The organism is Pseudonocardia sp. Ae150A_Ps1, from assembly GCF_001932315.1.
Classification (GTDB): domain Bacteria; phylum Actinomycetota; class Actinomycetes; order Mycobacteriales; family Pseudonocardiaceae; genus Pseudonocardia.
In genome coordinates, this window is sequence record NZ_MCIJ01000001.1 from 2386962 (window position 1) to 2412244 (window position 25283).

25 protein-coding genes are annotated in these 25283 nt (G+C 74.4%); 11 read left to right on the plus strand and 14 right to left on the minus strand.

Annotation, left to right across the window (positions count from 1 at the left end; translation table 11 throughout):
- Nucleotides 1–134 precede the first annotated feature (134 nt).
- Both Ae150APs1_RS10920 and Ae150APs1_RS10925 read right to left on the minus strand, forming a co-directional pair.
- Nucleotides 135–1301: an NADP-dependent malic enzyme gene (locus Ae150APs1_RS10920; protein WP_075297343.1), complete on the minus strand. Its 1167-nt coding sequence runs from the start codon at nucleotides 1299–1301 to the stop codon at nucleotides 135–137.
- Nucleotides 1302–1555: 254 nt separating this feature from the next.
- Nucleotides 1556–2530, minus strand: a complete 975-nt coding sequence (locus tag Ae150APs1_RS10925; RefSeq protein WP_010225817.1) for a trypsin-like peptidase domain-containing protein — start codon at nucleotides 2528–2530, stop codon at nucleotides 1556–1558.
- A 185-nt stretch (nucleotides 2531–2715) separates the two neighbouring features.
- Between Ae150APs1_RS10925 and Ae150APs1_RS10930 the strand changes: the two genes are divergently transcribed.
- On the plus strand, nucleotides 2716–3333 hold the full coding sequence (locus Ae150APs1_RS10930) for an acid phosphatase (protein WP_010225816.1): 618 nt from the start codon (nucleotides 2716–2718) through the stop codon (nucleotides 3331–3333).
- Nucleotides 3330–3839: a GNAT family N-acetyltransferase gene (locus tag Ae150APs1_RS10935; protein WP_249266296.1), complete on the plus strand. Its 510-nt coding sequence runs from the start codon at nucleotides 3330–3332 to the stop codon at nucleotides 3837–3839. Before Ae150APs1_RS10930 ends, Ae150APs1_RS10935 begins: the two co-directional genes overlap by 4 nt.
- On the opposite strand, the gene Ae150APs1_RS10940 is transcribed toward Ae150APs1_RS10935, so the two are convergent.
- From Ae150APs1_RS10940 to Ae150APs1_RS10950, 3 genes are all read right to left on the minus strand, one after another.
- The gene (locus Ae150APs1_RS10940; protein ID WP_075297344.1) at nucleotides 3764–4240 is read right to left on the minus strand and encodes a hypothetical protein; all 477 of its coding nucleotides are present in this window, start codon (nucleotides 4238–4240) and stop codon (nucleotides 3764–3766) included. The two genes, Ae150APs1_RS10935 and Ae150APs1_RS10940, sit on opposite strands and share 76 nt — an antisense overlap.
- Entirely contained in the window at nucleotides 4215–4934 is a 720-nt protein-coding gene (locus Ae150APs1_RS10945; RefSeq protein ID WP_075297345.1) for a hypothetical protein, read from the minus strand. The genes Ae150APs1_RS10940 and Ae150APs1_RS10945 overlap by 26 nt, the downstream gene beginning before the upstream one ends.
- A 67-nt stretch (nucleotides 4935–5001) precedes the next feature.
- Nucleotides 5002–5427, minus strand: coding sequence for a hypothetical protein (locus tag Ae150APs1_RS10950; protein ID WP_060574938.1), 426 nt, complete (start codon nucleotides 5425–5427; stop codon nucleotides 5002–5004).
- Between the two features lie 43 nt (nucleotides 5428–5470).
- On the opposite strand from Ae150APs1_RS10950, the gene Ae150APs1_RS10955 reads away from it, so the two are divergent.
- Nucleotides 5471–6421 (plus strand): diacylglycerol kinase family protein, encoded by a 951-nt coding sequence (locus tag Ae150APs1_RS10955; protein ID WP_010225813.1) that lies wholly within the window; start codon nucleotides 5471–5473, stop codon nucleotides 6419–6421.
- Nucleotides 6422–6896: 475 nt separating this feature from the next.
- Nucleotides 6897–7148 carry a WhiB family transcriptional regulator gene (locus Ae150APs1_RS10960; protein WP_010225812.1) on the plus strand — a complete coding sequence of 84 codons (252 nt, stop codon included), beginning with the start codon at nucleotides 6897–6899 and terminating at the stop codon, nucleotides 7146–7148.
- Between the two features lie 294 nt (nucleotides 7149–7442).
- Here Ae150APs1_RS10960 and Ae150APs1_RS10965 read toward each other — a convergent pair whose 3' ends face one another.
- The 3 genes from Ae150APs1_RS10965 to Ae150APs1_RS10975 all read right to left on the minus strand — a co-directional run bounded on the left by Ae150APs1_RS10965 (nucleotide 7443) and on the right by Ae150APs1_RS10975 (nucleotide 10285).
- Nucleotides 7443–8963, minus strand: coding sequence for a PAS domain-containing sensor histidine kinase (locus tag Ae150APs1_RS10965; protein ID WP_075301979.1), 1521 nt, complete (start codon nucleotides 8961–8963; stop codon nucleotides 7443–7445).
- A gap of 234 nt (nucleotides 8964–9197) precedes the next feature.
- A complete protein-coding gene (gene rsrA, locus Ae150APs1_RS10970) occupies nucleotides 9198–9533 on the minus strand; it encodes a mycothiol system anti-sigma-R factor (RefSeq protein ID WP_029239262.1) in 336 nt (111 codons plus the stop codon).
- 35 nt (nucleotides 9534–9568) lie between these two features.
- Entirely contained in the window at nucleotides 9569–10285 is a 717-nt protein-coding gene (locus Ae150APs1_RS10975; protein ID WP_202796317.1) for a sigma-70 family RNA polymerase sigma factor, read from the minus strand.
- Nucleotides 10286–10505: 220 nt separating this feature from the next.
- On the opposite strand from Ae150APs1_RS10975, the gene ybaK reads away from it, so the two are divergent.
- The 3 genes from ybaK to Ae150APs1_RS10990 are packed head-to-tail and all read left to right on the plus strand — an operon-like array spanning nucleotide 10506 to nucleotide 14092.
- Entirely contained in the window at nucleotides 10506–10988 is a 483-nt protein-coding gene (ybaK, locus tag Ae150APs1_RS10980) for a Cys-tRNA(Pro) deacylase (protein ID WP_075297347.1), read from the plus strand.
- A gap of 52 nt (nucleotides 10989–11040) precedes the next feature.
- Nucleotides 11041–11844 (plus strand): SAM-dependent methyltransferase, encoded by an 804-nt coding sequence (locus Ae150APs1_RS10985; RefSeq protein WP_075297349.1) that lies wholly within the window; start codon nucleotides 11041–11043, stop codon nucleotides 11842–11844.
- Between the two features lie 34 nt (nucleotides 11845–11878).
- Nucleotides 11879–14092: an EAL domain-containing protein gene (locus Ae150APs1_RS10990; protein WP_075297351.1), complete on the plus strand. Its 2214-nt coding sequence runs from the start codon at nucleotides 11879–11881 to the stop codon at nucleotides 14090–14092.
- On the opposite strand, the gene Ae150APs1_RS10995 is transcribed toward Ae150APs1_RS10990, so the two are convergent.
- Nucleotides 14058–14696 carry an alpha/beta family hydrolase gene (locus tag Ae150APs1_RS10995; protein ID WP_075297353.1) on the minus strand — a complete coding sequence of 213 codons (639 nt, stop codon included), beginning with the start codon at nucleotides 14694–14696 and terminating at the stop codon, nucleotides 14058–14060. The two genes, Ae150APs1_RS10990 and Ae150APs1_RS10995, sit on opposite strands and share 35 nt — an antisense overlap.
- Nucleotides 14693–15511: an SOS response-associated peptidase gene (locus Ae150APs1_RS11000; protein WP_010241525.1), complete on the minus strand. Its 819-nt coding sequence runs from the start codon at nucleotides 15509–15511 to the stop codon at nucleotides 14693–14695. The genes Ae150APs1_RS10995 and Ae150APs1_RS11000 overlap by 4 nt, the downstream gene beginning before the upstream one ends.
- 35 nt (nucleotides 15512–15546) lie before the next feature.
- Between Ae150APs1_RS11000 and aroA the strand changes: the two genes are divergently transcribed.
- Genes aroA through Ae150APs1_RS11015 form a run of 3 tightly spaced genes read left to right on the plus strand, consistent with a single transcriptional unit; the run spans nucleotide 15547 to nucleotide 18703 of the window.
- Nucleotides 15547–16851, plus strand: a complete 1305-nt coding sequence (aroA, locus tag Ae150APs1_RS11005) for a 3-phosphoshikimate 1-carboxyvinyltransferase (protein WP_075297355.1) — start codon at nucleotides 15547–15549, stop codon at nucleotides 16849–16851.
- The gene (gene rsgA / locus Ae150APs1_RS11010) at nucleotides 16851–17867 is read left to right on the plus strand and encodes a ribosome small subunit-dependent GTPase A (protein ID WP_170918169.1); all 1017 of its coding nucleotides are present in this window, start codon (nucleotides 16851–16853) and stop codon (nucleotides 17865–17867) included. Before aroA ends, rsgA begins: the two co-directional genes overlap by 1 nt.
- Nucleotides 17868–17887: 20 nt before the next feature.
- Complete coding sequence (locus Ae150APs1_RS11015; protein WP_075297357.1) at nucleotides 17888–18703, plus strand: hypothetical protein; 816 nt, start codon at nucleotides 17888–17890, stop codon at nucleotides 18701–18703.
- A 4-nt stretch (nucleotides 18704–18707) separates the two neighbouring features.
- Here Ae150APs1_RS11015 and Ae150APs1_RS11020 read toward each other — a convergent pair whose 3' ends face one another.
- Nucleotides 18708–19643, minus strand: coding sequence for an SMP-30/gluconolactonase/LRE family protein (locus Ae150APs1_RS11020; RefSeq protein ID WP_060574932.1), 936 nt, complete (start codon nucleotides 19641–19643; stop codon nucleotides 18708–18710).
- A 34-nt stretch (nucleotides 19644–19677) separates the two neighbouring features.
- Between Ae150APs1_RS11020 and Ae150APs1_RS11025 the strand changes: the two genes are divergently transcribed.
- A complete protein-coding gene (locus Ae150APs1_RS11025) occupies nucleotides 19678–20487 on the plus strand; it encodes a crotonase/enoyl-CoA hydratase family protein (RefSeq protein ID WP_075297359.1) in 810 nt (269 codons plus the stop codon).
- Between the two features lie 17 nt (nucleotides 20488–20504).
- Here the strand turns inward: Ae150APs1_RS11025 and Ae150APs1_RS11030 are convergent, their stop codons facing one another.
- From Ae150APs1_RS11030 to rhaI, 3 genes are read right to left on the minus strand one after another with little or no spacing between them, the layout of a single operon-like run.
- Entirely contained in the window at nucleotides 20505–21977 is a 1473-nt protein-coding gene (locus Ae150APs1_RS11030; protein WP_075297361.1) for a rhamnulokinase family protein, read from the minus strand.
- Nucleotides 21974–24013: a bifunctional rhamnulose-1-phosphate aldolase/short-chain dehydrogenase gene (locus Ae150APs1_RS11035; RefSeq protein ID WP_029239976.1), complete on the minus strand. Its 2040-nt coding sequence runs from the start codon at nucleotides 24011–24013 to the stop codon at nucleotides 21974–21976. The genes Ae150APs1_RS11030 and Ae150APs1_RS11035 overlap by 4 nt, the downstream gene beginning before the upstream one ends.
- Nucleotides 24014–24051: 38 nt before the next feature.
- The gene (gene rhaI / locus Ae150APs1_RS11040) at nucleotides 24052–25197 is read right to left on the minus strand and encodes an L-rhamnose isomerase (protein WP_075297363.1); all 1146 of its coding nucleotides are present in this window, start codon (nucleotides 25195–25197) and stop codon (nucleotides 24052–24054) included.
- Nucleotides 25198–25283: the final 86 nt, after the last annotated feature.

A 25283-nucleotide genomic window follows, 5' to 3' on the forward strand; every position in this document is an offset into this window, starting at 1 on the left:
GTGAAGGGCATCGGAGGGTCGCCGAACGGTGCACGGAGGCTTGACGCACCGTGGACGACCGATCACAGCGCAACGCGCCGTTCGCCGCACCGCCCCGTCGTGCACGGTTGGTAACCGGATCTACCCGGTCGTCGTCACCCGGACGTCGCCCCGCTGTCACCCGCGGCACGGGCGACGGCGGGCGCCACGCGCGGGTCGAACGGCCCGGGAACGATCTTCGACGGGCTCAGCTCGTCGGCCACCACGTCCGCGATGGCCCGGGCGGCCGCGACCTTCATCCCGTCGGTGATCCGGCGGGCGTGCACGTCCAGCGCGCCCCGGAAGACCCCGGGGAAGGCCAGCACGTTGTTGATCTGGTTCGGGAAGTCGCTGCGCCCGGTCGCGACGATCGCCGCGTGCCGCGCGGCGACGTCCGGGTGCACCTCGGGGTCCGGGTTGGACAGCGCGAACACCATGCCCTCGGGGGCCATCGTGGCCAGCACCTCCTCCGACAGCGTCGCGCTGGAGAGGCCGACGAACACGTCCACCCCGTCCATCGCCTCGGCGATCCCGCCGGTCACGCCACGCGGGTTGGTGACCGCGGCCAGGTCGGCCTTCTCGCCCCCGCGCCCCGCGTCGACGATCCCGCGGGAGTCGAGCAGCACGACGTCCGAGGCGCCGGCGGCGAGCAGGATCCGGGCGCACGCGATGCCGGCGGCACCGGCACCGGAGATGACGATCCGCAGGTCGGCGAGCGGGCGGCCCTGCAGCCGGCAGGCGCCGTCGAGCGCCGCGAGCAGGACCACGGCGGTGCCGTGCTGGTCGTCGTGCATGACCGGGCAGTCCAGGGCCTCGACCAGCCGACGCTCCAGCTCGAAGCAGCGCGGGGCCGAGACGTCCTCCAGGTTCACCGCCCCGAAGGTCGGGCGCAGCCGCACGAGCGTCTCGACGATCTCGTCGACGTCGGTGGTGTCGAGCACCAGCGGGATCGAGTCCAGGTCGGCGAACGACTTGAACAGCGCCGACTTGCCCTCCATCACCGGCAGCGACGCCCGCGGGCCGATGTCGCCCAGGCCGAGCACCGCGGTGCCGTCGCTCACGACCGCCACCAGCCGGTGCGCCCAGGTGTAGCGGGAGGCGAGCGAGGCGTCGTCGGCGATGGCGCGGCAGACGTCCGCCACACCGGGGGTGTAGGCGATCGACAGGTCCCGGGCGTCGGCCAGCGGCGCGGTCAGCCCGGTCGCGAGCTTCCCGCCCTCGTGCGCGCCGAACACCTCGTCTCGGTGCGGGGCGGCGGTCGGGCGGTCCTGGGCGAGCGTCATCGAGTGACTCCACTGGTCTGGTACGTGAGCGGCGCCGGTCGGGGGCGCCTGCCGTTGCACCGGAGGTCGCGGGTGTCGTCGACCGGATCGCGGTGCCGGACGGCCATCCCGCCTCTCCGGTTCCGGATGCGGATCCGGGGCGGGACACGGCTGTCGGGTACTGGCGCGCAGTGTAACCAGGGCGAGGCCCGGATCCGGGGGTCCGGCACGGCCGGAGTGGGCACCCGCACAGGACGCGCGTACGGGTTGCGGGTTCAGCGCAGCGGTGCGGGCGTGAGGTCCGGCAGCGGCTGCGCAGGGAGCTGCGGGCCGGCCGGCAGCTCGGTCATCCGGAGCGTGTCCGGCGCGAACGGCGCGGTTCCGGGGACGAGGTCCACCTTCCCGATCCGGCCGTACTCGGCCGCGTAGTCCAGGGCCTGCGCGATGTCGGCGACGCCGTTGGCCGCGGTCGGCAGCAGCAGGCTGGACAGCACACCGAAGGCCTTGCCCTCGGAGTCGAGGTAGCCCGAGCCCGAGTCGCCCGGCACCCCCGGCGGTGCGGTGACGACGACGTGCGTGCGCGGCCCCTCCGGCCTGCCCAGGCTGATCCCCTGCTTGTCCGGCGTCGCCGCCAGCTGGTTCGGCTGGTGGCTGTAGACGGTCTCGCCGTTGCGGGTGCCGTCGGTGTCGAGGGCCACGGGGCCGCCGAAGCCGGGCACCGTCGGGTCGGCGACCGCCGCGGCCTCCGGGCTCAGCTCGATCAGCGCGAAGTCGTTGTAGCCACAGGCCGCCCGGTCGGTCTCGCCGCGGGCCTGCATCGCCGCCCACGAGTTGTAGGCGACGGTGCCGCTGTAGGAGCGGCCGTCACGACCGGTGATGCCGACCTCCGTGCCCTCCGGCATGACCGGTTCGACGCAGCCGTCCACCGAGCCCGTCGACTCGGCGGTACCCGTGCAGTGCGCGGCCGTGCCGAGGTAGAGCTTCCCGGCCGGGGACGACTGGTGCTCGGCGCCGTCGCCGTCGCGGTGCCCGTCCTGGCCGCCCGCTCCGGTGAACAGGAAGTTCGCCGTGCAGAGCTCCGCGCCGTCGCCGAGCGGCGTGACGATCTGCACGCCGGGCCCGATCGGGGCGGGCCCCGGCTGGGCAAGCGCGGTGCCACCGGGGACGGTGAGGACCGCGACGGCCGACAGGCCGGCCGCGGCGCAGATCCCGGCGATCCGCCGTGCGAGACGGCGAGGCAGCTGCGACATGACACTCCTCGGACGGCGGGCCGGTGGGCGCGGGACCGCACCCCGTCGCGGCCCCAACGAGGGCGGGCCGGACGCCGTCACGCCCCGGACGGGTGGGCGGGCGCCACGACCGGGCGAAACCCGCACCCCGCAGCCCACGCCCGGGGAGCGGCGCGCGGCCCGGCGCACGACTAGCGTCACCGGGTGTGAGCTCCGAAGCCGACCCGTACGGCCGCGTCCTGCTCCTGCGGCACGGTGAGACCGAGTGGTCGCGGACCGGGAAGCACACCGGCCGCACCGACATCCCGCTCACCGGTGCCGGGCGGGCCGCCGCCCGCAGCGTCCGGGACGCGCTGACCCTGGTCCGCCACGACGACCCGCCCGCCCGCGTCCTCTGCTCCCCGCGCACACGCGCGCGGGACACCGCCGAGCTCGCCGGGCTGGCCGTCGACGCCGTCGACGAGCGACTGTCCGAGTGGGACTACGGCGACGGCGAGGGCCTCACCACCCCGCAGATCCGCGAGACGCTGCCCGGCTGGACCGTGTGGGACGGCCCGTGGCCCGGCGGCGAGACCGCGGGAGACGTGTCCGCCCGCGCCGACTCCGTGCTGGCCGACGCCCGCGCGCTGCTCGGGGGCGGTGACGTCGTCCTGGTCGGGCACGGCCACTTCTCCCGGGTGCTCACCGCCCGGTGGATCGGGCAGCCGGCGAGCGGCGGCGTCCACTTCCGGATGGACCCGGCCGGGGTCACCGTCCTCGGGTTCGAGCGCGGGGTCCCGCGCCTCGACCACCTCAACCAGCGGCCCACCGGGACGTCGTCGTGAGCGCCGTGCGCCCGGCCGGCCCGGCCGACGTCCCGGCGATGGTCCGGCTCGTGCACGAGCTGGCCGACTACGAGAAGGCCGCCGACGAGTGCGGTCTCACCGACGACCAGCTGTACGCGGCGCTGTTCGGCGCCGAGCCCGTCGCGTGGGCGCACGTCGCGACCACGGGTGACGGCGGGGTGGTCGGGATCGCGATCTGGTTCCGGACCTTCTCCACCTGGGAGGGCGTCGCCGGGATGCACCTGGAGGACCTCTACGTCTCGCCCGCGCACCGGGGCGGCGGCCACGGCGTGCGGCTGCTCGCCGCGCTGGCCGCCGAGTGCGCGGACCGCGGGTGGGCCCGGCTGGAGTGGAACGTGCTCGACTGGAACACCCCGGCGATCGGCTTCTACCGGTCGATCGGGGCCGGGCCGAACGACGGCTGGACCACCTATCGGCTCACCGGCGGCCCGCTGGCCGCGCTCGCGTCGCGCGTGCGCTGCACGGAGTCCGGGTCAGGGCGGTAGCCGCAGCTTCTCGATCCGGGCCGGATGCAGCCGGTAGACGAAGGGGCCCGGACGATCGCCGGCTGTGACACCTCGAACCGCCCCACGGTGTCCTCGGCCCTGATCGACGCGTTGACGACGAACGCGCGGAGACCGCAGGCCCGGAGCACCCGCCGCTCCTCGGGATTCCTGCGCCGGATGGCGTCGTCCGCCATGAGTGCGGCCTCGCCCGCGGCGGCGGCCTCGGGCATCCACCGCACGTCCTCGACGAACTGTCCCTCGTGCACTCCGTAGCGCTCGGAGAGGGTCACGACCCGGACCCCGAGCGCCCGCAGACCCGCCGGCACCTTCTTCGACCCCATGTCCCGGTCGAGGAAGAAGCTCGGGAGCCCGTCCTCAGGCGGCGGTGTCGGTGTGGACACGGATGGCGTCGAGAAGCTCGTCGGCCGGGACCCCGAACTCCTCGCTCAGCTCGTCGAGCGGTTCACCGCGCTTGAAACGGCCCAGCACGACGCCGACCCGCGCCGCGCCGCTCGCGAAGATCGGTACGCCGAAGGACCGGTCCGGGTCGACGACCACCCTGGCCCGTTCGTACCGGGGCAGTTCGACGAGGCGGGCGTAGCCGTCCTCGAAGGTGATCCGCTGCAGGTACCGCTGGACGACGGGGGTGAACACCCGCTGTCCGCTACGGGGAGCCACCAGTTCACGGGCCGCCTCGGCCTCAGGACTGTCCCCCCGGCGTTCGGCGAAGTCGTAGAGCACCTCGGCGCCGTCGGTGTAGAGCGATTCGGAGGCCAGGACGTGTTCCAGCCCGAGCTCGGCCCGGAGGGCGCCGACGGCGGGGCGGATGCGCTGCAGCGGGACCCCAGCCGCGCGGAACCCGGCCAGCACGAACCCCTCGGCGAGACCGATGAACGGCACGCATGGCTGCCCTCGTGGCGCCGGAACGGCGGTGACGACGGGCGCGCCCAGCGTCGCGACCCCGGTGTCCCGCCGCCGCTCGTACCCCCGCACCCACGTGTCGAAGGTCGAGCGGGAGACGTCGATGTGGCGAGCGGCGTCGGCCACCGAGTACAGCGGTACGCCGAACAGCCGTTCCGTGCGCTCGTCGGTCACGGTCGCAGTCTGGCATTCCCGGAATCGGACGGTGGCCGATTCCCGGTTCCGGCGCACCGGGCCACTGTCAGTCCGGGTAGTCCTCCCCCATCGACCACCGCCGGGTCTGCTCGCTGATCAGCATCAGGAACGTGAACAGCACGAACAGCCCGCAGACGATCCCCCACAGCAGCTGCCGGCTGGGACCGAGGACGTAGTAGATGACCGGGAACAGCAGCAGCTGGACGACGATCGCCGGCGTCCGGCAGCCGTGCACCCCGCGGAACAGGCCGTACCCGATCCCCGCGACGGCCCCCGCCATCAGCAGGAAGATCCCCGCCTCGGCCAGTCCGTAGTAGCCGCGGGCGTCACCGGCACCGATCGCCCGGACGGCCAGCACCACCGACACGACGACTCCGGCCAGGCCCTGCACCCCCACCAGGACCCCGGAGACCCGCACGTTCTCCGGCACCGCGGTGCGCCCACCGGCACCCTTCCCCTGTTCCTCGGCCACGGTGTCGAGGATAGGGATCGGGCCGGTCGATACAGTCGGCCCCGTGCGCGCGATGCTCGTGGTCAACCCCCAGGCCACGTCCACCACCGCCGCCGGACGGGATGTGCTGACCAAGGCACTCGCCAGCGAGCTCAAGCTCGAGGTGCTGCAGACCCGGTACCGGGGGCACGCCGCGGAGGCGACCGCCGCGGCCGTCGCCGACGGCGTCGAGCTCGTCGTCGCCCTCGGCGGCGACGGCACGGTGAACGAGGTCGTCAACGGCCTGCTCGCCGCGCAGACCGGCACCGGGACCGGCGCCCCGCGCCCGGACCCGGACGCCACGGCGATGCTGGCGGTGGTCCCCGGCGGCTCGGCGAACGTCTTCGCCAGGGCCCTGGAGCTGCCCCGCGACCCGGTGGACGCGACCGGTCACGTGCTGCAGGCGCTGGCGCAGCGGCGCAGGCGCCTGGTCGGTCTCGGGCACGCTGACGACCGCTGGTTCACCTTCAACGCCGGCATCGGCTGGGACGCCGACGTCGTCGCCGCGGTCGAGCGGGCCAGGGCGCAGGGCCACGAGGCCAGCCCCGGCCGCTACGCGATGACCGCCCTCGCGCAGTACGTCGCGCAGCTGCGCCGGCCGCCGTCGATGACGGTCGACATCCCCGGTGCCGCGCCGCTGGAGGGCGTGAAGCTGGCGTTCGTCTCCAACACCGACCCGTGGACCTACCTGTCGGGGCGCGCGGTGCGGACGAACCCGCGCTCGTCGTTCGGCAGCGGGCTCGGGTTGTTCGCGCTCACCGGTCTCGGGCCGCGGACGATCGCGGCCACGCTGCGCCAGATACTGGCCGCGGACGGTGACCCGCACGGCCGCCACATCGTCCGGCACGACGCCGTCCCGCAGGTCCGGATTACCTCCGACCGGCCGCTGGCGCTGCAGCTCGACGGCGACCACCTCGGCATGCGCACCGACGTGGAGTTCCTGAGCGTGGCCGGAGCGTTACGCGTCGTCGTGTGAGACGGGCGGTTCGTCGCGCCCCGTGCGGGCCCTCTCACACGCCGGAGTGAGCAACCCCGCCATTCACCGATGTCAGCGGACCGCCGATCCCGTTGGGGCTTACACCAGCCCAAACCGGTGATCCAAGGTGGTCCCTACGCAAGCGAGGGATCCACGGGCAGCGCGGCTCGTGGCGGTCCGGGTCGCGAGGCCCGGATCAGCAAGGATCCGGTCCTGCAAGGTGTCCGGCCCTACACAGCATTCGGGTAGCCGAATGTGTGTGGGACAGGGACACTTGTTGTCGGAACCGGGCCCGAGGTCCCGGGCACTGGTCTGTCGTGTGCGAGCGGCTATGAGGCCGCTCACGCATCCGGCGGGCAGTTTCCCATTGAGGACGCACGGAGCTCGTGAAAGTATTCACAAGCTTCGAAACACGCACGTAACAGACACGACGATCGGCGCGACCCCCGATCGCGCACCAGAGGAGAAGGCAATCATGGACTGGCGTCACGACGCGATCTGCCGCGACGAGGACCCGGAGCTGTTCTTCCCGGTAGGCACCAGCGGCCCCGCCCTGATGCAAATCGCGGAGGCGAAGAGCGTGTGCCGGCGTTGCCCGGTCACCGAGTCGTGCCTGCAGTGGGCCCTCGAGTCCGGCCAGGACGCGGGTGTCTGGGGCGGCATGAGCGAGGACGAGCGGCGCGCCCTGAAGCGGCGCAGCACGCGTCCCCGCGCGCACACCGCCTGAGCAACACCCGCCTGAGCAACACGCTCGACAGCGCAATAGCTCCCCGACCTCAGGCCCGTAGCCGGACGCCACCGGCAACGGGCCCGAGGTGTGTTCGGGGTGATCTGCCACCCCGAGTGACTCGTCCACCACGGCGCCGGCGCGACCACGGCACCGGGATCAACGGTCACGCGACGAGCGTATCCGGTGCCCTCGTGGTGCCCACTGACGCCCCGGGTCACCCGCAGTGACGGTTGCGGTCACCCGCCGCACCGGACCGACCGCCTGGGGACGGCGAGCGGTCCGGGCGTTGCGTCAGGACCCGCCGAGCGGCACGCGGATCAGCGCCACTGTGCCGCCGCCGTCGCGGTCGGAGACGGTGATGGTGGCCTCCAGCTCCGAGCTCAGCAGCGTGCGCACGATCTGCAGGCCCAGCCCCTTGGACTTCTCGAAGTCGAACTCGGGCGGCATGCCGTGACCGTCGTCGGCGACCGACACCTCGAGGCGGCCCGCGGACCGCTGCGGGCTCACCACCACCTCCCCCGCGATGCCGGGGTCGTAGGCGTGCGCCAGCGCGTTGTGCACCAGCTCGGCCAGCACCAGCACCAGCGGGGTGGCCTTCGCGGCGGGCAGCGCACCGAACCCGGCGTCCACCCGGACCCTGGCCCGGGACTCGGTCGTCGCGCCGTCCCGGATCGCCGGCAGGACCTTCGGCAGCAGCTCGTCGAGCTCGACGGTCTCGGCGACCGAGTACGCCAGCGCCTCGTGCACCAGCGCGATCGAGGTGACCCGGCGGACCGCCTCCTCCAGCGCCCGGCCGGCCTCCGGGTACTCGCTGCGCCGGCCCTGCAGCCGCAGCAGCGCCGCGACCGTCTGCAGGTTGTTCTTCACCCGGTGATGGATCTCCCGGATCGTGGCGTCCTTCGACATCAGCGCCGCGTCCCGGCGCCGCAGGTCGGTGACGTCCCGGACCAGCACCAGCGCGCCGGCCGCGTCGCCGCGCGGGCGCAGGGGCAGCGCCCGGACGAGCATCGTCGCCCGCCGCCCCTTGACCTCCATGCGGCTCGACGGGGTGCCCGCCAGCGCGTCGCTGATCCGGCCCGCGACGTCCTTGGCGTCGAACGGGTCGAGCACGAGCGCCTTCGTGACGGCGGCGAGATCGGCCCCGGCGACGTCGCTGACGTGGCCCATCCGGTGGTAGGCCGAGAGCGCGTTGGGGCTGGCGTAGGCCACGTTGCCGTGCACGTCGAGGCGGACCAGGCCGTCACCGGCGCGCGGGCTGCCCTCGGCGCTGCCGGGCGGGCCGGACTGCGGCGGGAAGGTGCCGTCGACGATCATCTGGCACAGGTCCGAGGCGCTGCCCAGGTAGGCGATCTCCAGCGGGGACGGGACCCGGGGCGTCGCGAGGTTCGTGTCCCGCGACAGCACGGCCACGGTGCGGCCGTGGTGGCGGACCGGGATGGTCTCGCGGCGGACCGGCACCTCCAGGTGCCAGCGTGGGTCGTCGTCGCGGCAGATCCGGCCCTCCAGGACCGCCCGGCGCAGCTGACCGACCTCGACGGTCGCCGCCCGGCGCCCGACGACGTCGTCCGGGTGCGCGGTGGGTGCCGTGGTCGGGCGGGCCTGGGCGACGCAGAGGAACTGCGCGGTCGACGCCCGCGACGTCGTGCCGTCCTCCGCGACCGCGTTCAGGTCGTCCAGCGGCACCCACAACAGGAAGTCCGCGAACGACATGTCGGCGAGCAGCTGCCACTCACCGACCACCCGTTGCAGGTGGTCGGCGGTCTCGCCGCCCATCGTCGTGTGCTCGGCGAGCAGCTCGCTCAGCGTGGTCACGGTCGCCCATCCCACCACATGCGAGAATCAGGGTTCCCCCGCGGCGGGTTCCGCCGCACGTGTTGATCCGGTGGAAGGAGGGCGATCATGTCCAAGCGCGCCCGTAAGCGTCGCGACCGCTCCAAGAACAAGGCGAACCACGGCAAGAAGCCGAACACCTGAGTCGCCACGCGAGACGACGAAGGGCGGGCACCCCGGTGGGGTGCCCGCCCTTCGTGCGTGAGAGGGGGTCGCTCAGCCCTCGGAGCGGTACTCCGTACGCCGCCGCGCGACCGACACGCTGGTGCCCTCCGGCCCGCTCTCCACGGTCACCTGGGCCTGCTCCAGCACCGCCGAGCGGATCTGGGTCCGCAGCCGGTCCTTCAGCGACTCCGGCGCCGCCTCGCCACCGCACTTGCGGGCGAGCAGGGCCTTGAGCTTCTCGTCGATGCCGTACTCGGCCAGGCAGGGCGCGCACTCGTCGAGGTGCTGCTGCAGGAGCTGCCGCCGGTTCTGGTCGCACTCCCGGTCGAGGAACATCCACACCTCGGCCAGCACCTCACCGCAGTCGGCCCCACCGCCGGAGAGCATCGGATTGCGCTCGAGCGGGGTGTCCTTCTCGGCGCTCACGACGCCGTCACCTCCTCGTCGCTCCCGCGGACGATGCCGCGGTCGCGCGCCACGTCGGTCAGCATCTCGCGCAGCTGACGCCGGCCACGGTGCAGCCGGGACATCACGGTCCCGATCGGGGTGCCCATGATCTCGGCGATCTCCTTGTAGGCGAACCCCTCGACGTCGGCCAGGTAGACCGCGATCCGGAAGTCCTCCGGGAGCCCCTGCAGGGCCTCCTTGACGTCGCTGTCGGGCAGCGCGTCGAGGGCCTCCACCTCGGCGGACCGCAGCCCGGTCGACGTGTGCTCACCGGCCTGCGCGAGCTGGTAGTCGGTGATCTCGTCGGTCGGCGACTGCAGCGGCTGGCGCTGCCGCTTCCGGTAACCGTTGATGTAGGTGTTGGTCAGGATCCGGTACAGCCAGGCCTTCAGGTTCGTGCCACGGCGGAACGACCCGAAGGCGGAGTAGGCCTTCAGGAAGGTCTCCTGGACGAGGTCCTCGGCGTCGGCCGGGTTCCGGGTCATCCGCAGTGCGGCCCCGTAGAGCTGGTCGAGCATCGGCATCGCGTCCCGCTCGAAGCGTGCGGTGCGTTCCTCGACGGACTCGTCCTCGGGCGCCCGGTTGCCGTCCTCGTCGGCGGTGCCGACCTCGGCCGGTTCCGTGGCGTCGAGGGCGGCCTCACCGGTGGTACGGAACTCCTCGGTCCCGGACTGCTCCGGCTGTGGTGACAACGGTCCCCTCTCCAGTGACACGAGCCGCGCACCGGTGCGGGTCACCGGCACTGCGGACCCGTCGGAGAGTACGCGTCCACGCCGGGTCCGGCCGGACCGCGGCGACTCCATCACTGCTGTGCTCACGCCCGGAACAACGGTGCGGCCCGGGCCGGCATTCCCGTAGGTTGCCCGCGGCGGGAGGACCCTCCCGCGGCGCGACGGGCGGGGGACGGCGGCGATGGCGGGCAAGGGCACTCCGGCGACGGCGCTGCTGGCGAAGCGGAAGGTGCCGCACGAGGTGCACACCTACACCCACCAGGACGCGGGCGGCGCCGGGTACGGCGAGGAGGCCGTGCGGGAGATGGGCCAGGACCCGCGACGGGTGTTCAAGACACTCGTCGCGCTGGTCGACGGCGTCATGACCGTCGGGATCGTGCCCGTCGCCGCGCAGCTCGACCTGAAGGCGCTGGCCGCCGCGGCGGGCGGCAAGAAGGCCGTCCTCGCCGACGTCGCCGACGCCGAGCGGGCCACCGGCTACGTGGCGGGCGGGATCTCCCCGCTCGGCCAGCGCAGGCGGCTGCCCACCGTCGTCGACGACTCGGCCCGGGAGCACCCGACGGTGTTCTGCTCGGGCGGGCGCCGCGGCCTGGAGATCGAGCTGGCCCCGGACGACCTCGTCGCCCTGACCGGCGCCGTCGTGGCCCCGATCGCCGCAGGTTGAGTAGGGTCGTGATCGCCGAAGGCGTCGAAAGCGGTTACCCGGGGGGCAGCAGATGGACAGGCCGGCGTGGGCACCTGACGAGGTCGACATCACCCGGCCGAGCGTCGCCCGGGTGTACGACTACTACCTGGGCGGATCGCACAACTTCGACGCGGACCGCAGGTTCGCCGACCAGGTGCTCGCCGCGATGCCGGAGATGGCGACCGTCGCCCAGGCCAACCGCTCGTTCCTGCGGCGGGTGGTGCGGTACCTCTGCTCCCAGGGTGTGACCCAGTTCCTCGACCTGGGTTCCGGGATCCCGACCGCGGGCAACGTGCACGAGCTCGCCGCCGCGGAGTGCCCTGACCCGCGGGTGCTCTACGTCGACAACGACCCGATCGCGGTCGTGCACAGCCGGGCGCTGCTCGAGGGCGACCACCGCACCGAGGTGCTGGCCGCCGACCTCACCGAGCCGGCACGCATCCTCGACGACCCGCTGACCCGCTCGCACCTGGACTTCTCGCAGCCGATCGCGGTGCTGCTGGTGTCGGTGCTGCACTTCGTCCCCGACGCACTGGGGCCGGCGGGCATCGTCCGGACCTTCGTCGACGCGACCGCGCCGGGGAGCCACGTGGTGGTCACCCATGCGAGCGACGAGGGCGGCCATTCGGGTGCGAACCAGGCGCAGAGGGTCTACAACCGCGATCAGTCGCCGAATCCGATGTGGATGCGGAGCACCGAGGAGCTGCGCGCCCTGTTCGGCGACCTGGAACTGCTGGAACCGGGAGTGGTGCGGATACCGCTGTGGCGGCCGGAGTCCCCGGTCGGGCCGGAGGCACAACGCTATCCGGGCCTGGCCGCGGTGGCCCGGCGCTGAGCGGCCCGTACCCGGCGGACGCGGAGGAGACGGCGTGGGCGAACCCGTACCGGCGGACGCCGGTGGGCGGCACGACGCGAGCGTCGGCCAGCTGACCGACGCCTGGGTGGCGGCGATCCACGCCCGCGGCTTCGTCTCGGCGGGCCGGGCCGAGCTGTACGAGCTCCTGTCCGGGGCCGCCTGGTGGACCACCGCCGTCGTCGACGGCCGGGCCGAGACCGACATGGCGGCCGACGTCGGCGCCGAGCTGGTCGCGGCGCACCTGACCGACCCCGCTGCGCTGCGCTGCTCGCTCGACGTCCTGTCGTCGCACTTCGCCGACCGGACCACCGACCCGGCCCGGCTGCGGCGGTTCACCGCGGCGGTCGGGGCGATGTCGGCCGGGTACGCCCGGACGCTGCAGCAGCGCACACGCACCGAGCAGGACCGGATCAGCACGGCCGCGTTCGCGGCCCGCAGCGCGGCGGAGAACGCCCGCTGGCGTTCGGAGGCCCGCTACGGCGCGGTCTTCGAGAACACCACGCTCGGCATCAGCGTGGCCGACGCCGACGGAACCATCCTCGAGGCGAACCGGGCGCTGGCCGGCATGCTCGGCTATCCCCCGGGCGAGCTGGTGGGCCGCTCGGTGTTCGAGTTCATCCACCCCGAGGACACCCCCGAGATGTGGCCGCAGATCCAGGCCATGCTCGGCGGCCGGGTGGGGCACGTCCGGATGGAGAAGTCGTACTTCCGGAAGGACGGCGAGCAGGTCTGGACCCAGCTCGTCCTGTCCCTGATCCGCGACCCGGACGGCACCCCCCGCCACCTGGTCGCGATGATCGAGGACGTCACCGAGCGGCACCGGCTGCAGTCCCGGCTGCAGCACCAGGCCGAGCACGACCCGCTCACCGGGCTGCCGAACCGCGCGCTGTTCTTCCGCCGGCTGACCGCCGCCCTGGACGCCGGGCCGGACTCCCGGGTCGGCGTCTGCTACCTCGACCTGGACGGGTTCAAGGCCGTCAACGACACCCTCGGCCACGACGCGGGCGACCAGCTCCTCTCCGCCGTCGCGCAGCGGCTGCACGACGAGCTCGGGGTGGACGGGCACACCGTCGCCCGGATGGGCGGCGACGAGTTCGTGGTGCTCGTCGAGGCGTGCACGGGCACCGCCCAGCTGAACGCGGTCGCGGAGCGGGCACTGGACGTCGTCCGGCGGCCGGTGGCGCTGCGCGGCCGGGAGGTCGTGGTGTCGGCCAGCATCGGCATCGTCGTGTGGCCGGTGCCGCACGACGACGATCCCGGCGGACCGCAGGACACCGGGGAGGCCCGGCAGAGCGGTGCGGCGGAGCTGATGCAGGCCGCCGACACCACCATGTACTGGGCGAAGCGCGACGGCCGGGACCGCATCGCGGTGTTCGACCAGGCCCGGCACCGCCACGACGTCCACCTGTTCGAGCTCGCCGGACGGATGCCCGGCGCGCTGGACCGCGGCGAGTTCGACCTCGAGTACCAGCCGCTGGTGTCGTTCTCCGACGGCCGGGTGGCGGGCGTGGAGGCGCTGGCGCGCTGGCGGACCGCCGACGGCGACCGGCTGGGCCCGGACGTGTTCATCCCGCTCGCCGAGCAGACCGGGCTCATCGTCCCGCTCGGCCTGCACCTGCTGCACCGGGCCTGCTCCGACGCGCGGGCCTGGGTGGACGCCGACCCGTCACGTGAGTTCGTGCTGAGCGTCAACGTCGCCGGACGCCAGCTGCGCCAGCCCGACGCCGTCCAGCGGATCGCCGGGGTGCTGGAGCGCACCGGGTGGCCGGCGCACGCGCTGCAGCTGGAGCTGACCGAGAGCGACCTGATGTCGGCGAGCGGCCGCCCGGTCGCCGCGCTGCAGGAGTTGTCCCGGCTCGGCGTGCGGATCGCGATCGACGACTTCGGCACCGGCTACTCGAACCTCGTCTACCTGCACCGGCTGCCGGTCGACGTGCTGAAGCTGGCCGGGTCGTTCGTGTCCGCACAGGACCCGCAGGCCGCCGACGCCACGCGCGAGGTCGACAGCCCGGTCATCCTCTCGGCGATGATCGATCTCGCGCACAGCCTGGGGCTGCGCGTCGTCGCCGAGTCGGTGGAGACCGACGGGCAGGCGGCGCACCTGCGCTCGCTGGGCTGCGACGTCGGTCAGGGCTGGTTCATGGCGCCGCCGCTGCCTGCGCGCGAGGTCGAGCAGATGCTGGACCGGCGGGTCAGCTTCGGGGACGGGCGTCGCCCGGCCGGGTGAACCCGGTCAGCCACTCCCCGACGGCGCTGCGCAGCTCGGCGTGCTGCTTCTTCAGCCCGTGGTCGCCGTCGAGCAGCACGACGCGGCGGTCCGGGCCGGGATCCGGGACGCCGAACCGGTCGGAGCGGCCCTGCACGACCAGCACCGGGACGCCGGCACCGTCGAGCTCGGGCAGCCGGGTCCGCTCCGGACGCCCGGGCGGGTGCAGCGGGAACGCCAGGCACAGGACGCCCGCGGCGCCGGTCGCGGCGGCGGTGCGGCAGACGACCCGGGCCCCGGAGCTGCGCCCGCCCTGCAGGAGCGGGAGGTCGCCGTCCTTCCGCACGGCGGCCGCGACGGCGAGCCAGGCCTCGTCGAGGTGCCCGGCCGGGGCCGGTGCGCGCCGCCCCGCGACCCGGTAGGGCTGCTCGACCAGCCCGACGTCGCACCCGGCGGCGGTCGCCGCCGCGGTCGCGGCGACCAGGTCGGGGGCGCCGATCCCGCCGCCGGCGCCGTGCCCGAGCAGGAGCAGCGCGCGGGCGGGCCCCGACGTCGACGGGTGCCACGTGACCCGGGCCGGGCCGCGCGGGGTGTCGATCCCGGTAGCCGTCTCCTCGCCGGTCACGAGAGCAGGTCGAGCTGGATCGGCTCGCGCACCTCGTCGTCGGGGATGCGGTCCAGCAGCTCGGGGCCGTTGTTGCGGACGTTGTTGACCTGCGCGGACACCGGCCGGATCTCGCAGGTGGACACCAGCTCCGGGGTCGGCGGGACGAGCAGCCGGGACACCCGCTCGTCGCCCGACCCGGTGTCGGGGTCCAGCCAGTCGGTCCAGTCGCCGGGCCGCAGGACCAGCGGCATCCGGTCGTGCACCTGGGCGAGCGGGCCGACCGCCTCGGTGGTGAGGACGCAGGCGGTGACGAGGCCGTCGGGGTACTTCTCGGCGAGCTCGCCGTCCTTCGGGCGCCAGAACTCCCAGATCCCGGCCATCGCCATCGTGGAGCCGTCGGCGTAGTGCGTGAAGTACGGCTGCTTCTGCGGCTTGCCGGTGCCGCCCTCGCTCTTCGGCACGGCGGCGGAGCGCTGCCACTCGTACCAGCCGTCCATCGGGAACAGGCACCGTCGCGACGCCGCCGCGCGCCGGAACGCGGGCTTCTCGGTGATCGTCTCCGAGCGGGCGTTCACCATCCGCGCCCCGGCCGAGGGGTCCTTCGACCAGAACGGCACCAGGCCCCAGCGCACGGTGCGCAGGGACCGCTCGGTGACGGTGGGGTCGGCCTCGCCGTCGTCGTCGCGGGGGTGCCGCTCGACCACGACGGTGATGTCCTTGGTCGGTGCGACGTTGTAGTCGGCGCGCTGCGACGTCTCGGCCGTGGCGTCGACGGCGTGGAACTCGTCGGCCAGGTCGGCGGGGGCCTTCGTGGAGGCGTAACGGCCGCACATGCGCCCCATCCTGGCACGTGGGAGAAGATGGGGGCGTGAGCTTCTGGTCCGCCCCCACGCCCGGTGCCCCGGTGACCGGCACCGTCTCCGTCCCCGGCTCGAAGTCGGTGACCAACCGGGCACTGCTGCTCGCCGGGCTCTCCGGCGGCGCCTGCCGGGTGGGCGGGGCACCCCCGACCCGCGACACCGCGCTGATGACCGGCGCGCTCGCCGCGCTCGGCGTCCCGGTGACGGCCGACGGGGACACCGTCACGACCGGGGCGCACGACGGGCTGCGCGGCGGCACCGGGGACACCCCGGCCGAGATCGACTGCGGGCTCGCGGGCACCGTCATGCGGTTCGCCCCGCCCGCCGCGGCGACGGCGTCCGGTGCGGTCCGGTTCGACGGCGACCCCCGCGCCCGGGAACGTCCGATGGGCACGGTGCTGTCGGCGCTGCGCACGCTGGGCGCCCGGGTCGACGGCGACGCGCTGCCGTTCCGGCTCGACGGCGGGCCGATCGCCGGGGGCGAGGTGACGATCGACGCGTCGGCGTCGTCGCAGTTCGTGTCCGGGCTGCTGCTGTCCGGTGCCCGCTTCGAGCGCGGGCTGACCGTGCGGCACGCGGGGCGGGCGCTGCCGTCGCTGCCGCACATCGACATGACGGTGGGGATGCTGCGCGAGGCCGGCGTGACCGTCGCCGACCGGACGACCGGCGAGGATCCCGACACCTGGTGGGTGGAACCCGGCCCGGTCGCGGTGCGCGACTGGGACATCGAGCCGGACCTGTCGAACGCGTCGGTGTTCCTGGCCGCGGCGGCCGTCACCGCCGGACGGGTCACGGTGCGGGGCTGGCCGGCGACGTCCACCCAGCCCGGGGTGGACGTGCTGCCCGTCCTCGAGCGGTTCGGCGCCACCGTCACCCACGACGCCGCCGGGCTGACCGTCACCGGGCCGGACCGGCTGTCCGGGATCGACGTCGACCTGCACGACGCCGGTGAGCTCGCCCCCACCGTCGCCGCGATCGCCGCGCTCGCGCACGGCACGTCCCGGCTGCGCGGCATCGGCCACCTGCGCGGACACGAGACCGACCGGCTGGCCGCGCTCGCCGCGGAGATCACCGCGCTGGGCGGGTCCGTCACCGAGACCGACGACGGCCTGGTGATCGACCCGAAACCGCTCACCGGCCGCGCCGACCGGCCGTGGGGGGCCTACGCCGACCACCGGATGGCGACGGCGGGGGCGATCGTCGGGCTGGTCGTGCCGGGGGTGCTGGTCGACGACATCGGCTGCACGGACAAGACCATCCCGGACTTCCCCGGCCGGTGGTCGGCCCTCCTCGGGACCCCGGCGAACGGCTGATCGTGGCCCGCGACATCCGTGCCCTCGACGAGACCGACGTCCGTGTCCGCCCGGGCCGGGGCGGATCGCGACCGCGCAGCAAGCGGCGGCCCGCGCACGCCGACGCCACCCGGGCGATGGTCACCGCCGTCGACCGGGGGCGCTGGACCTGCGCGGTCGACGCCGACCCGGCACGCCCGCGGGTGGTCGCGATGCGGGCCCGGGAGCTGGGCCGGACGCCGGTGGTCGTCGGGGACCGGGTCGATCTCGTCGGGGACCTGTCCGGTGAGCCGGACACCCTGGCCCGGATCGTGCGGGTCGCCGAGCGGGACACGGCGCTCCGGCGTACGGCGGATGACACCGACCCGTACGAGCGGGTGGTCGTCGCGAACGCCGAGCGGCTCGTCGTCGTCACCGCCGTCGCCGACCCGGTCCCCCGCACCGGGTTCGTCGACCGCTGCCTGGTCGCCGCCTACGCCGGTGGCCTGGAGCCGGTGCTCTGCCTGACGAAGTCCGACCTGGCCGATCCGGAGCCGTTCGCCGCGCAGTACCGCGAGCTCGGGGTGCCGCTGGTGATCACCGGACGGGACGCGGCGGGGGCGCCCGAGGGGGCGGACGCCCTGCACGCGGAGCTGTCCGGACGGCTGTGCGCCCTCGTCGGCCACTCCGGTGTCGGGAAGTCGACGCTGGTCAACGCGATCGTCCCGGACGCCGACCAGGCGACCGGCCGGGTCTCCGGTGTCGGGAAGGGACGGCACACGACGACGGCCGCGCTCGCCTTCCCGCACGCCGACGGCTGGGTCGTCGACACCCCGGGGATCCGCTCGTTCGGGCTCGCGTACGTCGGCCCGGACGACGTCGTCGCGGCGTTCGGTGACCTGGCCGCGGTGATCGACGACTGCCCACGCGGCTGCGGCCACCTCGGTCCGCCCGCCGACCCGGAGTGCGCATTGGACGACCTGGTCGCCTCCGGCGCGCTCGCCGGGGGCAGACTCGGGGCGTTGCGCCGCATCCTCGTGGCGCTGAACCAGGGCTGACCCGCAGGACGGAGGCGGACGTGCCGGGACGGCGCCGCGCGGCACTCGTGGCCGGCATCGCCGTGCTCGCCGCGGTGCTCTCCGGCTGCGCCTGGCCCGGCTCGTCCGGGTCCACCCCGGAACCGTCGCCGACGGCCGCCGAGCTGCCGAAGTACTACGACCCGGCCCCGATGCTCGCGGACGTCCGCGCCCGGACCCGGTCCGACGGTACCGCCGGGCTGTCGGTCGCCGGGACGCTCGACGGCGGCTCCGGCCCGGTCCCGGTCAGCGGCGACGGCGTGATGCGGCTCGACCCGGCGGGCGCCGGGCCGTCGGTGCGGCTGGTGCTGCGCACCGGGCCGGAGGGCGACGGCGGGCGCACGACCGAGCTCGTCCGGGTCGGGGACCGCACGTGGCTGCACCCGACCGGCACCGGCTGGGCCGAGGCCGGCCGCGCGGCGATGCCGCCGGGGGTGACCGCCGACGCGACGACCGCCGCGAACGTCGCGTCCGGTGTGGATCCGCTCGCCGCGGTGGCCCGCTACCCGGACGCCGTGCTGGTCGCCGACGCGAGCGACTCCGATGTCGACGGCACCCCGGCGGTGCACTACACGCTCGTCGTCGACCTGGTGCGGGCGATCGCGAGCGAGCACGACCCGGCGAGCCGGGAGGCGCTCGCCGCGCAGCACCGGGCCGGGGTGACGCGGATCAGCACCGAGGTGTGGCTGGACGCCGACCGCAGACCGCTGCGCAGCAGGCTCCGCCAGCAGCTGCCCGGGGCCGGGACGCTCGACCTGCTGATCCGCTACCGGGACTGGGGCGCGCCGGTGTCGATCGAGCCGCCGGTGCCGGGCTGAGCGCTCACCGCCGGAACGCGAGGTCGAGGCCGTCCACCGGCCAGGTGCAGCGGTAGAGCCTGCCCCACCCGGACGAGGTGACCCACGCGTCCCGGGACCCCGCACCGGCGAAGCAGATGTTCGTGACGTGCGGGTCGTGCTCGGGCGGGGCGACCGTACCCAGCAGCTCGCCCGCCGGGGAGAGCACGCTGATCTCCCCGCTGACCAGGGTCGCGACGCAGACGTTCCCGTCGCCGTCGACGGCCAGCGAGTCGAGGTTGCGGTACCCGGCGAACCCGTGCAGCAGCCGCGCACCGCCGGGCCCCGGCGGGCCGGGCAGCTCGTCGGGCGCCGCCAGCGTCCCCGGGCCCGTCACGGCCCAGCACCAGACCCGGCCGGTCGCGGTCTCGGCGACGTAGAGCCGGGAGCCGTCCGGGGAGAGCCCGACACCGTTCGGCGTGATCAGCGGGTGCACCACCTCGGTGTGCGCGGACCCGTCCGTGGTCGCGTGGTGCAGCCCGCCGAGGTCCATCTCGCGCGGGCGCCGCTTGCCGAGATCGGTGAACCAGAACGTCCCGTCCGCGGCGAAGACGATGTCGTTCGGGCCGCGGAGCCCGTCGTACAGCACGGTCGTCGCGCCGCTGTCCGGGTCGATGCGCAGGATCGCGCCGCCCCGGTAGTCCTCGGCCTGGTTCCCCGGATAGACGGTGCCGTCGGGGCGGGTGTGCCAGGCGAAACCGCCGTTGTCGCAGACGTACACGGCGCCGTCGGGGCCGATCGCCGCGCCGTTCGGGCCGCCGCCGGTCTCCGCGACGAGCGCGTGCGTGCCGTCCGGCAGCACCCGGGTCACCCGGCCCGCGGCGATCTCGACGACGAGCACCGACCCGTCCGACAGCGCCACCGGGCCCTCCGGGAACGCCAGCCCACGGGTCACCTCGTGCAGCTCCGGTGCGACGAACATCCGACATTGCCTCCTCGCGGGTTACGGTCGGCCCATGGACGAGCGCGTACGGACCACCGTGGACGGCGGCGTCGCCGAGGTACGGCTGTCCCGGCCGGACAAGCGCAACGCACTCGACGTCGCCATGTTCTCCGCGATCGTGCACGCCACGCACGGTCTCCGCACGACGCCGGGACTCCGCGCGGTGGTCCTCTCCGCCGACGGGCCGGACTTCTGCGCCGGTCTCGACCGCGACATGTTCCGCGCGATGGGGTCCGGCGAACGCCTCTCCGCGACGGCCGAGCTTCCCCCGCCCGCCGCGGGCTCACCCGCGCGGGCCACCGGTCAGCGCGCGGTGTGGGGGTTCGCGGAGCTGCCCGTCCCGGTGATCGCCGCGGTGCAGGGCAACGCCCTCGGCGGCGGCCTGCAGGTCGCGCTGGGCGCCGACATCCGGATCGTCGCCCCGGACGCGACGCTGTCGGTGCTGGAGATCCGCTGGGGCCTGGTGCCGGACATGTGCGGCACCCGGCTGCTGCCCGGGCTGGTCGGGCGGGACGTCGCGAAGGACCTCACCTTCACCGGGCGGCCGGTGTCGGGCACCGACGCCGTCGCGCTCGGGCTGGCCACCCGCACCGCCACCGACCCGCGGGCCGCGGCGTGGGAGACGGCGCGGAAGATCGCCGCCCTGAGCCCGCAGGCCGTACGCGCCGCGAAACGCCTGCTCGACGACGACGGCCGGTCCCCGATCGCCGACGGCCTCGCCGCCGAGCAGGACGAGATCGGCGCGCTGATCGGCAGCCCGGACCAGCGGGAGGCGGTCGTCGCCCGGCTGGAGGGTCGCGCGCCACGCTTCACCGACGGCTGAGCCGGCGGGCCGGGGTCTCAGGCCCCGAGACGTTCCAGCGCGCGGGCCGCGGCGCGGGCCCGCACCGGGTCGGGCCGGTGGGTCCGCACCTCCTGGGTGTCGCGGACCAGCCGTCGCAGCTCGGGCGGGCCGCCGTCGAGGATCCCGGCCGCCCGGGCCTGGACCAGGGCGTTGCCCAGCGCCGCGGCCTCCACCGGCCCGGCGACGACCGGCCGGTCGCAGGCGTCGGCCGCCAGGTCGCACAGCAGCGTGTTGCGCGCGCCGCCGCCGACGAGGTGCACCACCTCGGCGGGATTCCCGGACAGCGTGCAGGCCCGGTCGACGGCGCGCCGGTAGGCCAGCGCGAGGCTGTCGAGGATGCAGCGCACGATCCCGGCCCGGCCGTCGGGTGGCGGCTCGCCGCGCTCGGCGCAGGCCTCGGCGATCCGCGCCGGCATGTCGCCGGGGGCGAGGAAGCGCGGGTCTCCGGCGTCCACGACGGACCCGAACGCGGGCAGCCGGGCCGCCCCCGCGAGCAGCGCGGCGAGGTCCGGCTCGGCGCCGTCGGTGTCGGCCCAGGTGCGCAACGACTCCTGCAACAGCCAGAGCCCCATCACGTTGCGCAGGAACCGGACCGTGCCGTCGACACCGAGCTCGTTGGTGAAACCTGCCGTGCGGGCGTCCTCGGTGAGCACCGGCTTCGCCAGCTCGACGCCCACCAGCGACCAGGTGCCGCACGAGACGTAGGCGAAGGAGTCCCCCGCCGCCGGGACGCCGAGCACCGCCGACGCGGTGTCGTGCGAGCCGACCGCGGTCAACGGCACCGGGCCGGTGAGCCCGGTCGCGTCCAGCACCTCCGGCAGCAGCTCCCCGATCCGGTCGCCGGGCTCGCACAGCGGCGGGAGCAGCGTGGGATCGAGCCCGAGCCGCGACACCGTCCCGGTCGCCCACCGCCGGGTGCGGGCGTCGAGCAGCCCGGTGGTGGAGGCGTTGGTGACCTCCGCGCCGACGGCGCCGGTGAGCCAGTACCCCACGAGATCGGGCACCAGCAGCATCCGGCGGGCGGCGGCGAGCGCGGCGCTCCCCTGCCGGGCGGCGAGCTGGAACACGGTGTTGAACGGGAGGTGCTGGAGCCCGTTGACGGCGTAGAGCTCGTCCGGAGGGACGAGCCCGTGCACCACCGGCACGCCGCGCTCGTGGACCGGGTCACGGTAGTGGACGGGGTTGCCGAGCAGGTCGCCGTCGGCGTCGAGCAGTCCGACGTCGACCGCCCAGCTGTCGACGCCGACGCCGTCGAGGCGGCCCGCGGCGCGGGCGGCGGCGCGGAGCCCGTCGAGCACACCGCGGTGGAGGTCGAGCACGTCCCAGTGCAGGGTGCCGCGGACCCGCACCGGCCGGTTCGCGAACCGGTGCGCCTCGGCGAGCTCGAGGACGCCCTGGCCGATCCGGGCGGTCATGACCCGGCCGCTGGAGGCGCCCAGGTCGACCGCGGCGAACGTCCCCGCGCTCATCGCAGGAACGCCGCCGCGACGCCGGAGTCGACCGGCACGTGCAGGCCGGTGGTCCGGGTGAGGTCGCCGCCGGTCAGTGCGAACACCGCCGCCGCCACGTGCTCCGGGAGCACCTCGCGCTTGAGGATGGTGCGCTGGGCGTAGAACTCGCCGAGCTCGGACTCCTCGACGCCGTAGACCGCGGCCCGCTGCGCGCCCCAGCCCCCGGCGAAGATCCCGGAGCCGCGGACGACGCCGTCCGGGTTGATGCCGTTGACCCGGATCCCGTGCCCGCCCAGCTCGGCGGCGAGCAGCCGCACCTGGTGGGCCTGGTCGGCCTTGGTGGCGCCGTAGGCGACGTTGTCCGGTCCGGCGAACACGGCGTTCTTCGAGGAGATGTAGACGATGTCACCACCGGTCCCCTGCGCGATCATCGTCCGGGCCGCCTCGCGGGACACCAGGAACGAGCCCTTCGCCATCACGTCGTGCTGCAGGTCCCAGTCGTGCTCGGTGGTCTCCAGCAGCGGCTTGGAGATCGACAGCCCGGCGTTGTTGACGACGAGGTCGATCCCGCCGAACGCGAGCGCGCCCGCGGCGAACGCGGCGACCACCCCGTCCGCGCTCGACACGTCGGCCGCGACCCCGATCGCGACGTCGGTGCCGCCCAGCGCGGCGGCCGTGTCGGCCGCCTGCTGCGCGTCCAGGTCGGCGACCACGACGCAGGCGCCCTCGGCGGCCAGCCGCTGCGCGACGGCCTTCCCGATCCCGGACGCCGCGCCGGTCACCAGCGCGACCCGCGCGGCGAGCGGCTTCGGGGCAGGCATCCGCTGCAGCTTCGCCTCCTCCAGCGCCCAGTACTCGATGCGGAACTTCTCCGCCTCGTCGATCGGGGCGTAGCGGGAGACGGCCTCGGCGCCGCGCATCACGTTGATCGCGTTGACGTAGAACTCGCCCGCCACCCGTGCGGTCTGCTTGGTCGCGCCGAAGGAGAACATCCCCACCCCGGGGACGAGCACGACGGCCGGGTCCGCACCGCGGATCGCGGGCGAGCCGGCGTCGGCGTGCCGGTCGTAGTAGGCGCGGTAACCCTCCCGGTAGGTCTCGTGCAGCTCCCGGAGCCGCGCGACGGTCTCCTCGACGCCCGCGTCCGCCGGGAGGTCCACCACCAGGGGCTTCACCTTGGTGCGCAGGAAGTGGTCCGGGCAGGAGGTACCCAGCTCGGCCAGCGCGCCGAGCTTCTCCCGGGACAGGAAGTCGAGGACGACCGGGGAGTCGGTGAAGTGGCCGACCTGCGCCCGGTCGGTCGAGGCGAGCCCGCGCACGACCGGGGCCAGCGCCGCGGCCTTCGCCCGCCGCTCGGCATCCGCCAGTGCCTCGTAGCCGGGGCGGACCGGGCCGAACGGCTCGGCGGCGCCGCGGGTGTCCAGGTACGCCTGCGCCGTCCGGATGATCTCCAGCGAGTGCGCCTCGCAGGCGTCGGCGTCGTCGCCCCAGGCGGTGATCCCGTGCCCGCCGAGGACCACCCCGATGGCCTGTGGGTTCGCCTCGGCGACCGCGGCGATGTCCAGGCCGAGCTGGAATCCGGGGCGCCGCCACGGCACCCACTGCACCCGGTCCCCGAAGATCTCCTTCGTCAGGGCCTCGCCGTCGGCGGCACAGGCGATCGCGATACCCGCGTCCGGGTGCAGGTGGTCGACGTGCGGGGCCGTGACGAGGCCGTGCATCGCGGTGTCGATCGACGGGGCGGCACCGCCGCGCCCGTGCAGGCAGTAGTCGAACGCGGCGACCATCTCGTCCTCGCGCTCGACGCCCGGGTAGGTGCCGACCAGCGACCGCAGCCGGTCGAGGCGGAGCGCGGCGAGCCCGGACGCGGTGAGCGTGCCGAGGTCGCCGCCGGAGCCCTTGACCCAGACGAGCTCGACGTCGCCGCCGGTGACCGGATCGGTGGCGGTGCCCTTGGCGGAGGTGTTGCCGCCGGCGTAGTTGGTGGTGGCCGGGTCGGCGCCCAGCCGGTTCGAGCGGGCGATCAGGTCAGCGACGACGGGGTGCGGGCTCATGGTCTCCTCGTGCGTGGTCATCAGGCGCCCCAGGACGCCTACTCGCCACCGACGCGGGTCGCGGCGAGATGCTGGTCGTGGCCGGACGCGCGGTAGCCCGCGAACGGGTCGGCGGGCAGGCCGCGGGACTCGCGGAACTCCGCGAGCAGCGGGCGGACGTCGGCCGAGTGCGCGTCGACCAGGATCTGGTGGGCGCCCAGGACGTCACCGGCGGTCTGTGCCGCCCGCAGGGCGGCGCGGTCGACGAGCAGCGCCTTCGCCGTCGCCTCCTGCACGTTGAGCACCGAGCGGATCTGGCCCTGGATCTTCGGCTCGATGTTGTGGCACTGGTCGAGCATGAAGTTCACGCCCTGCCCGGTCAGGGCGTCGTTGCCGACGATCTCGTTCATGATCCGGAACAGCTGGAACGGGTCGGCAGCGCCGACGATGAGATCGTCGTCGGCGTAGTTGCGGGAGTTGAAGTCGAACGCACCGAGCCGCCCGGCCCGCAGCAGCTGGACGACGATGAACTCGATGTTGGTGTTCGGTGCGTGGTGCCCGGTGTCGAGCACGACCTGCGCCCGGTCGCCCAGTGCGAGGCAGTGCAGCAGCGACGTGCCCCAGTCCGGGACGTCGGTGGTGTAGAAGTACGGCTCGAAGAACTTGTACTCCAGCAGCAGCCGCATGTGCGGGTCGAGCAGCGCGTAGATCTCCGACAGCGACTCGGCGAGCCGGTCCTGGCGGGCGCGGATGTCGTCCTGGCCGGCGTAGTTGGTGCCGTCGGGCAGCCACAGCTTCAGGTCGGTCGATCCGGTCGCCCGCATGACGTCGACGCACTCGGCGTGGTGCGCGATCGCCTTCTTGCGCACCAGCGGGTCCGGGTGGGTCAGCGAGCCGAGCCGGTAGTCGTCGTCCTGGAAGAGGTTGGAGTTGACGGCGCCGAGGCGCACGCCCTCGTCGGCGGCGTGCGCGGAGAGCGCGGCCCAGTCGTCGACGCGGTCCCACGGCACGTGCAGCGACACCCGCGGCGCCAGCCCGGTCCACCGGTGCACGGTCGCCGCGTCGGACACCTTCTCGTACGGGGTCCGCGCGGTGCCCGGCTGCCCGAACACCTTGAAGCGGGTGCCGGAGTTCCCGAACGCCCAGCTGGGCAGCTCGATGCTCTGCTCGGCCAGCGCGGACAGGACCGTCTCGGACGGCGTCATCGGTGATCACCCCGGGGTGCATCGGCACGGCCGCAGCCGTTGAAACGAATCAATTACCGAGCCGGACGGTACGGACGTCACCGACG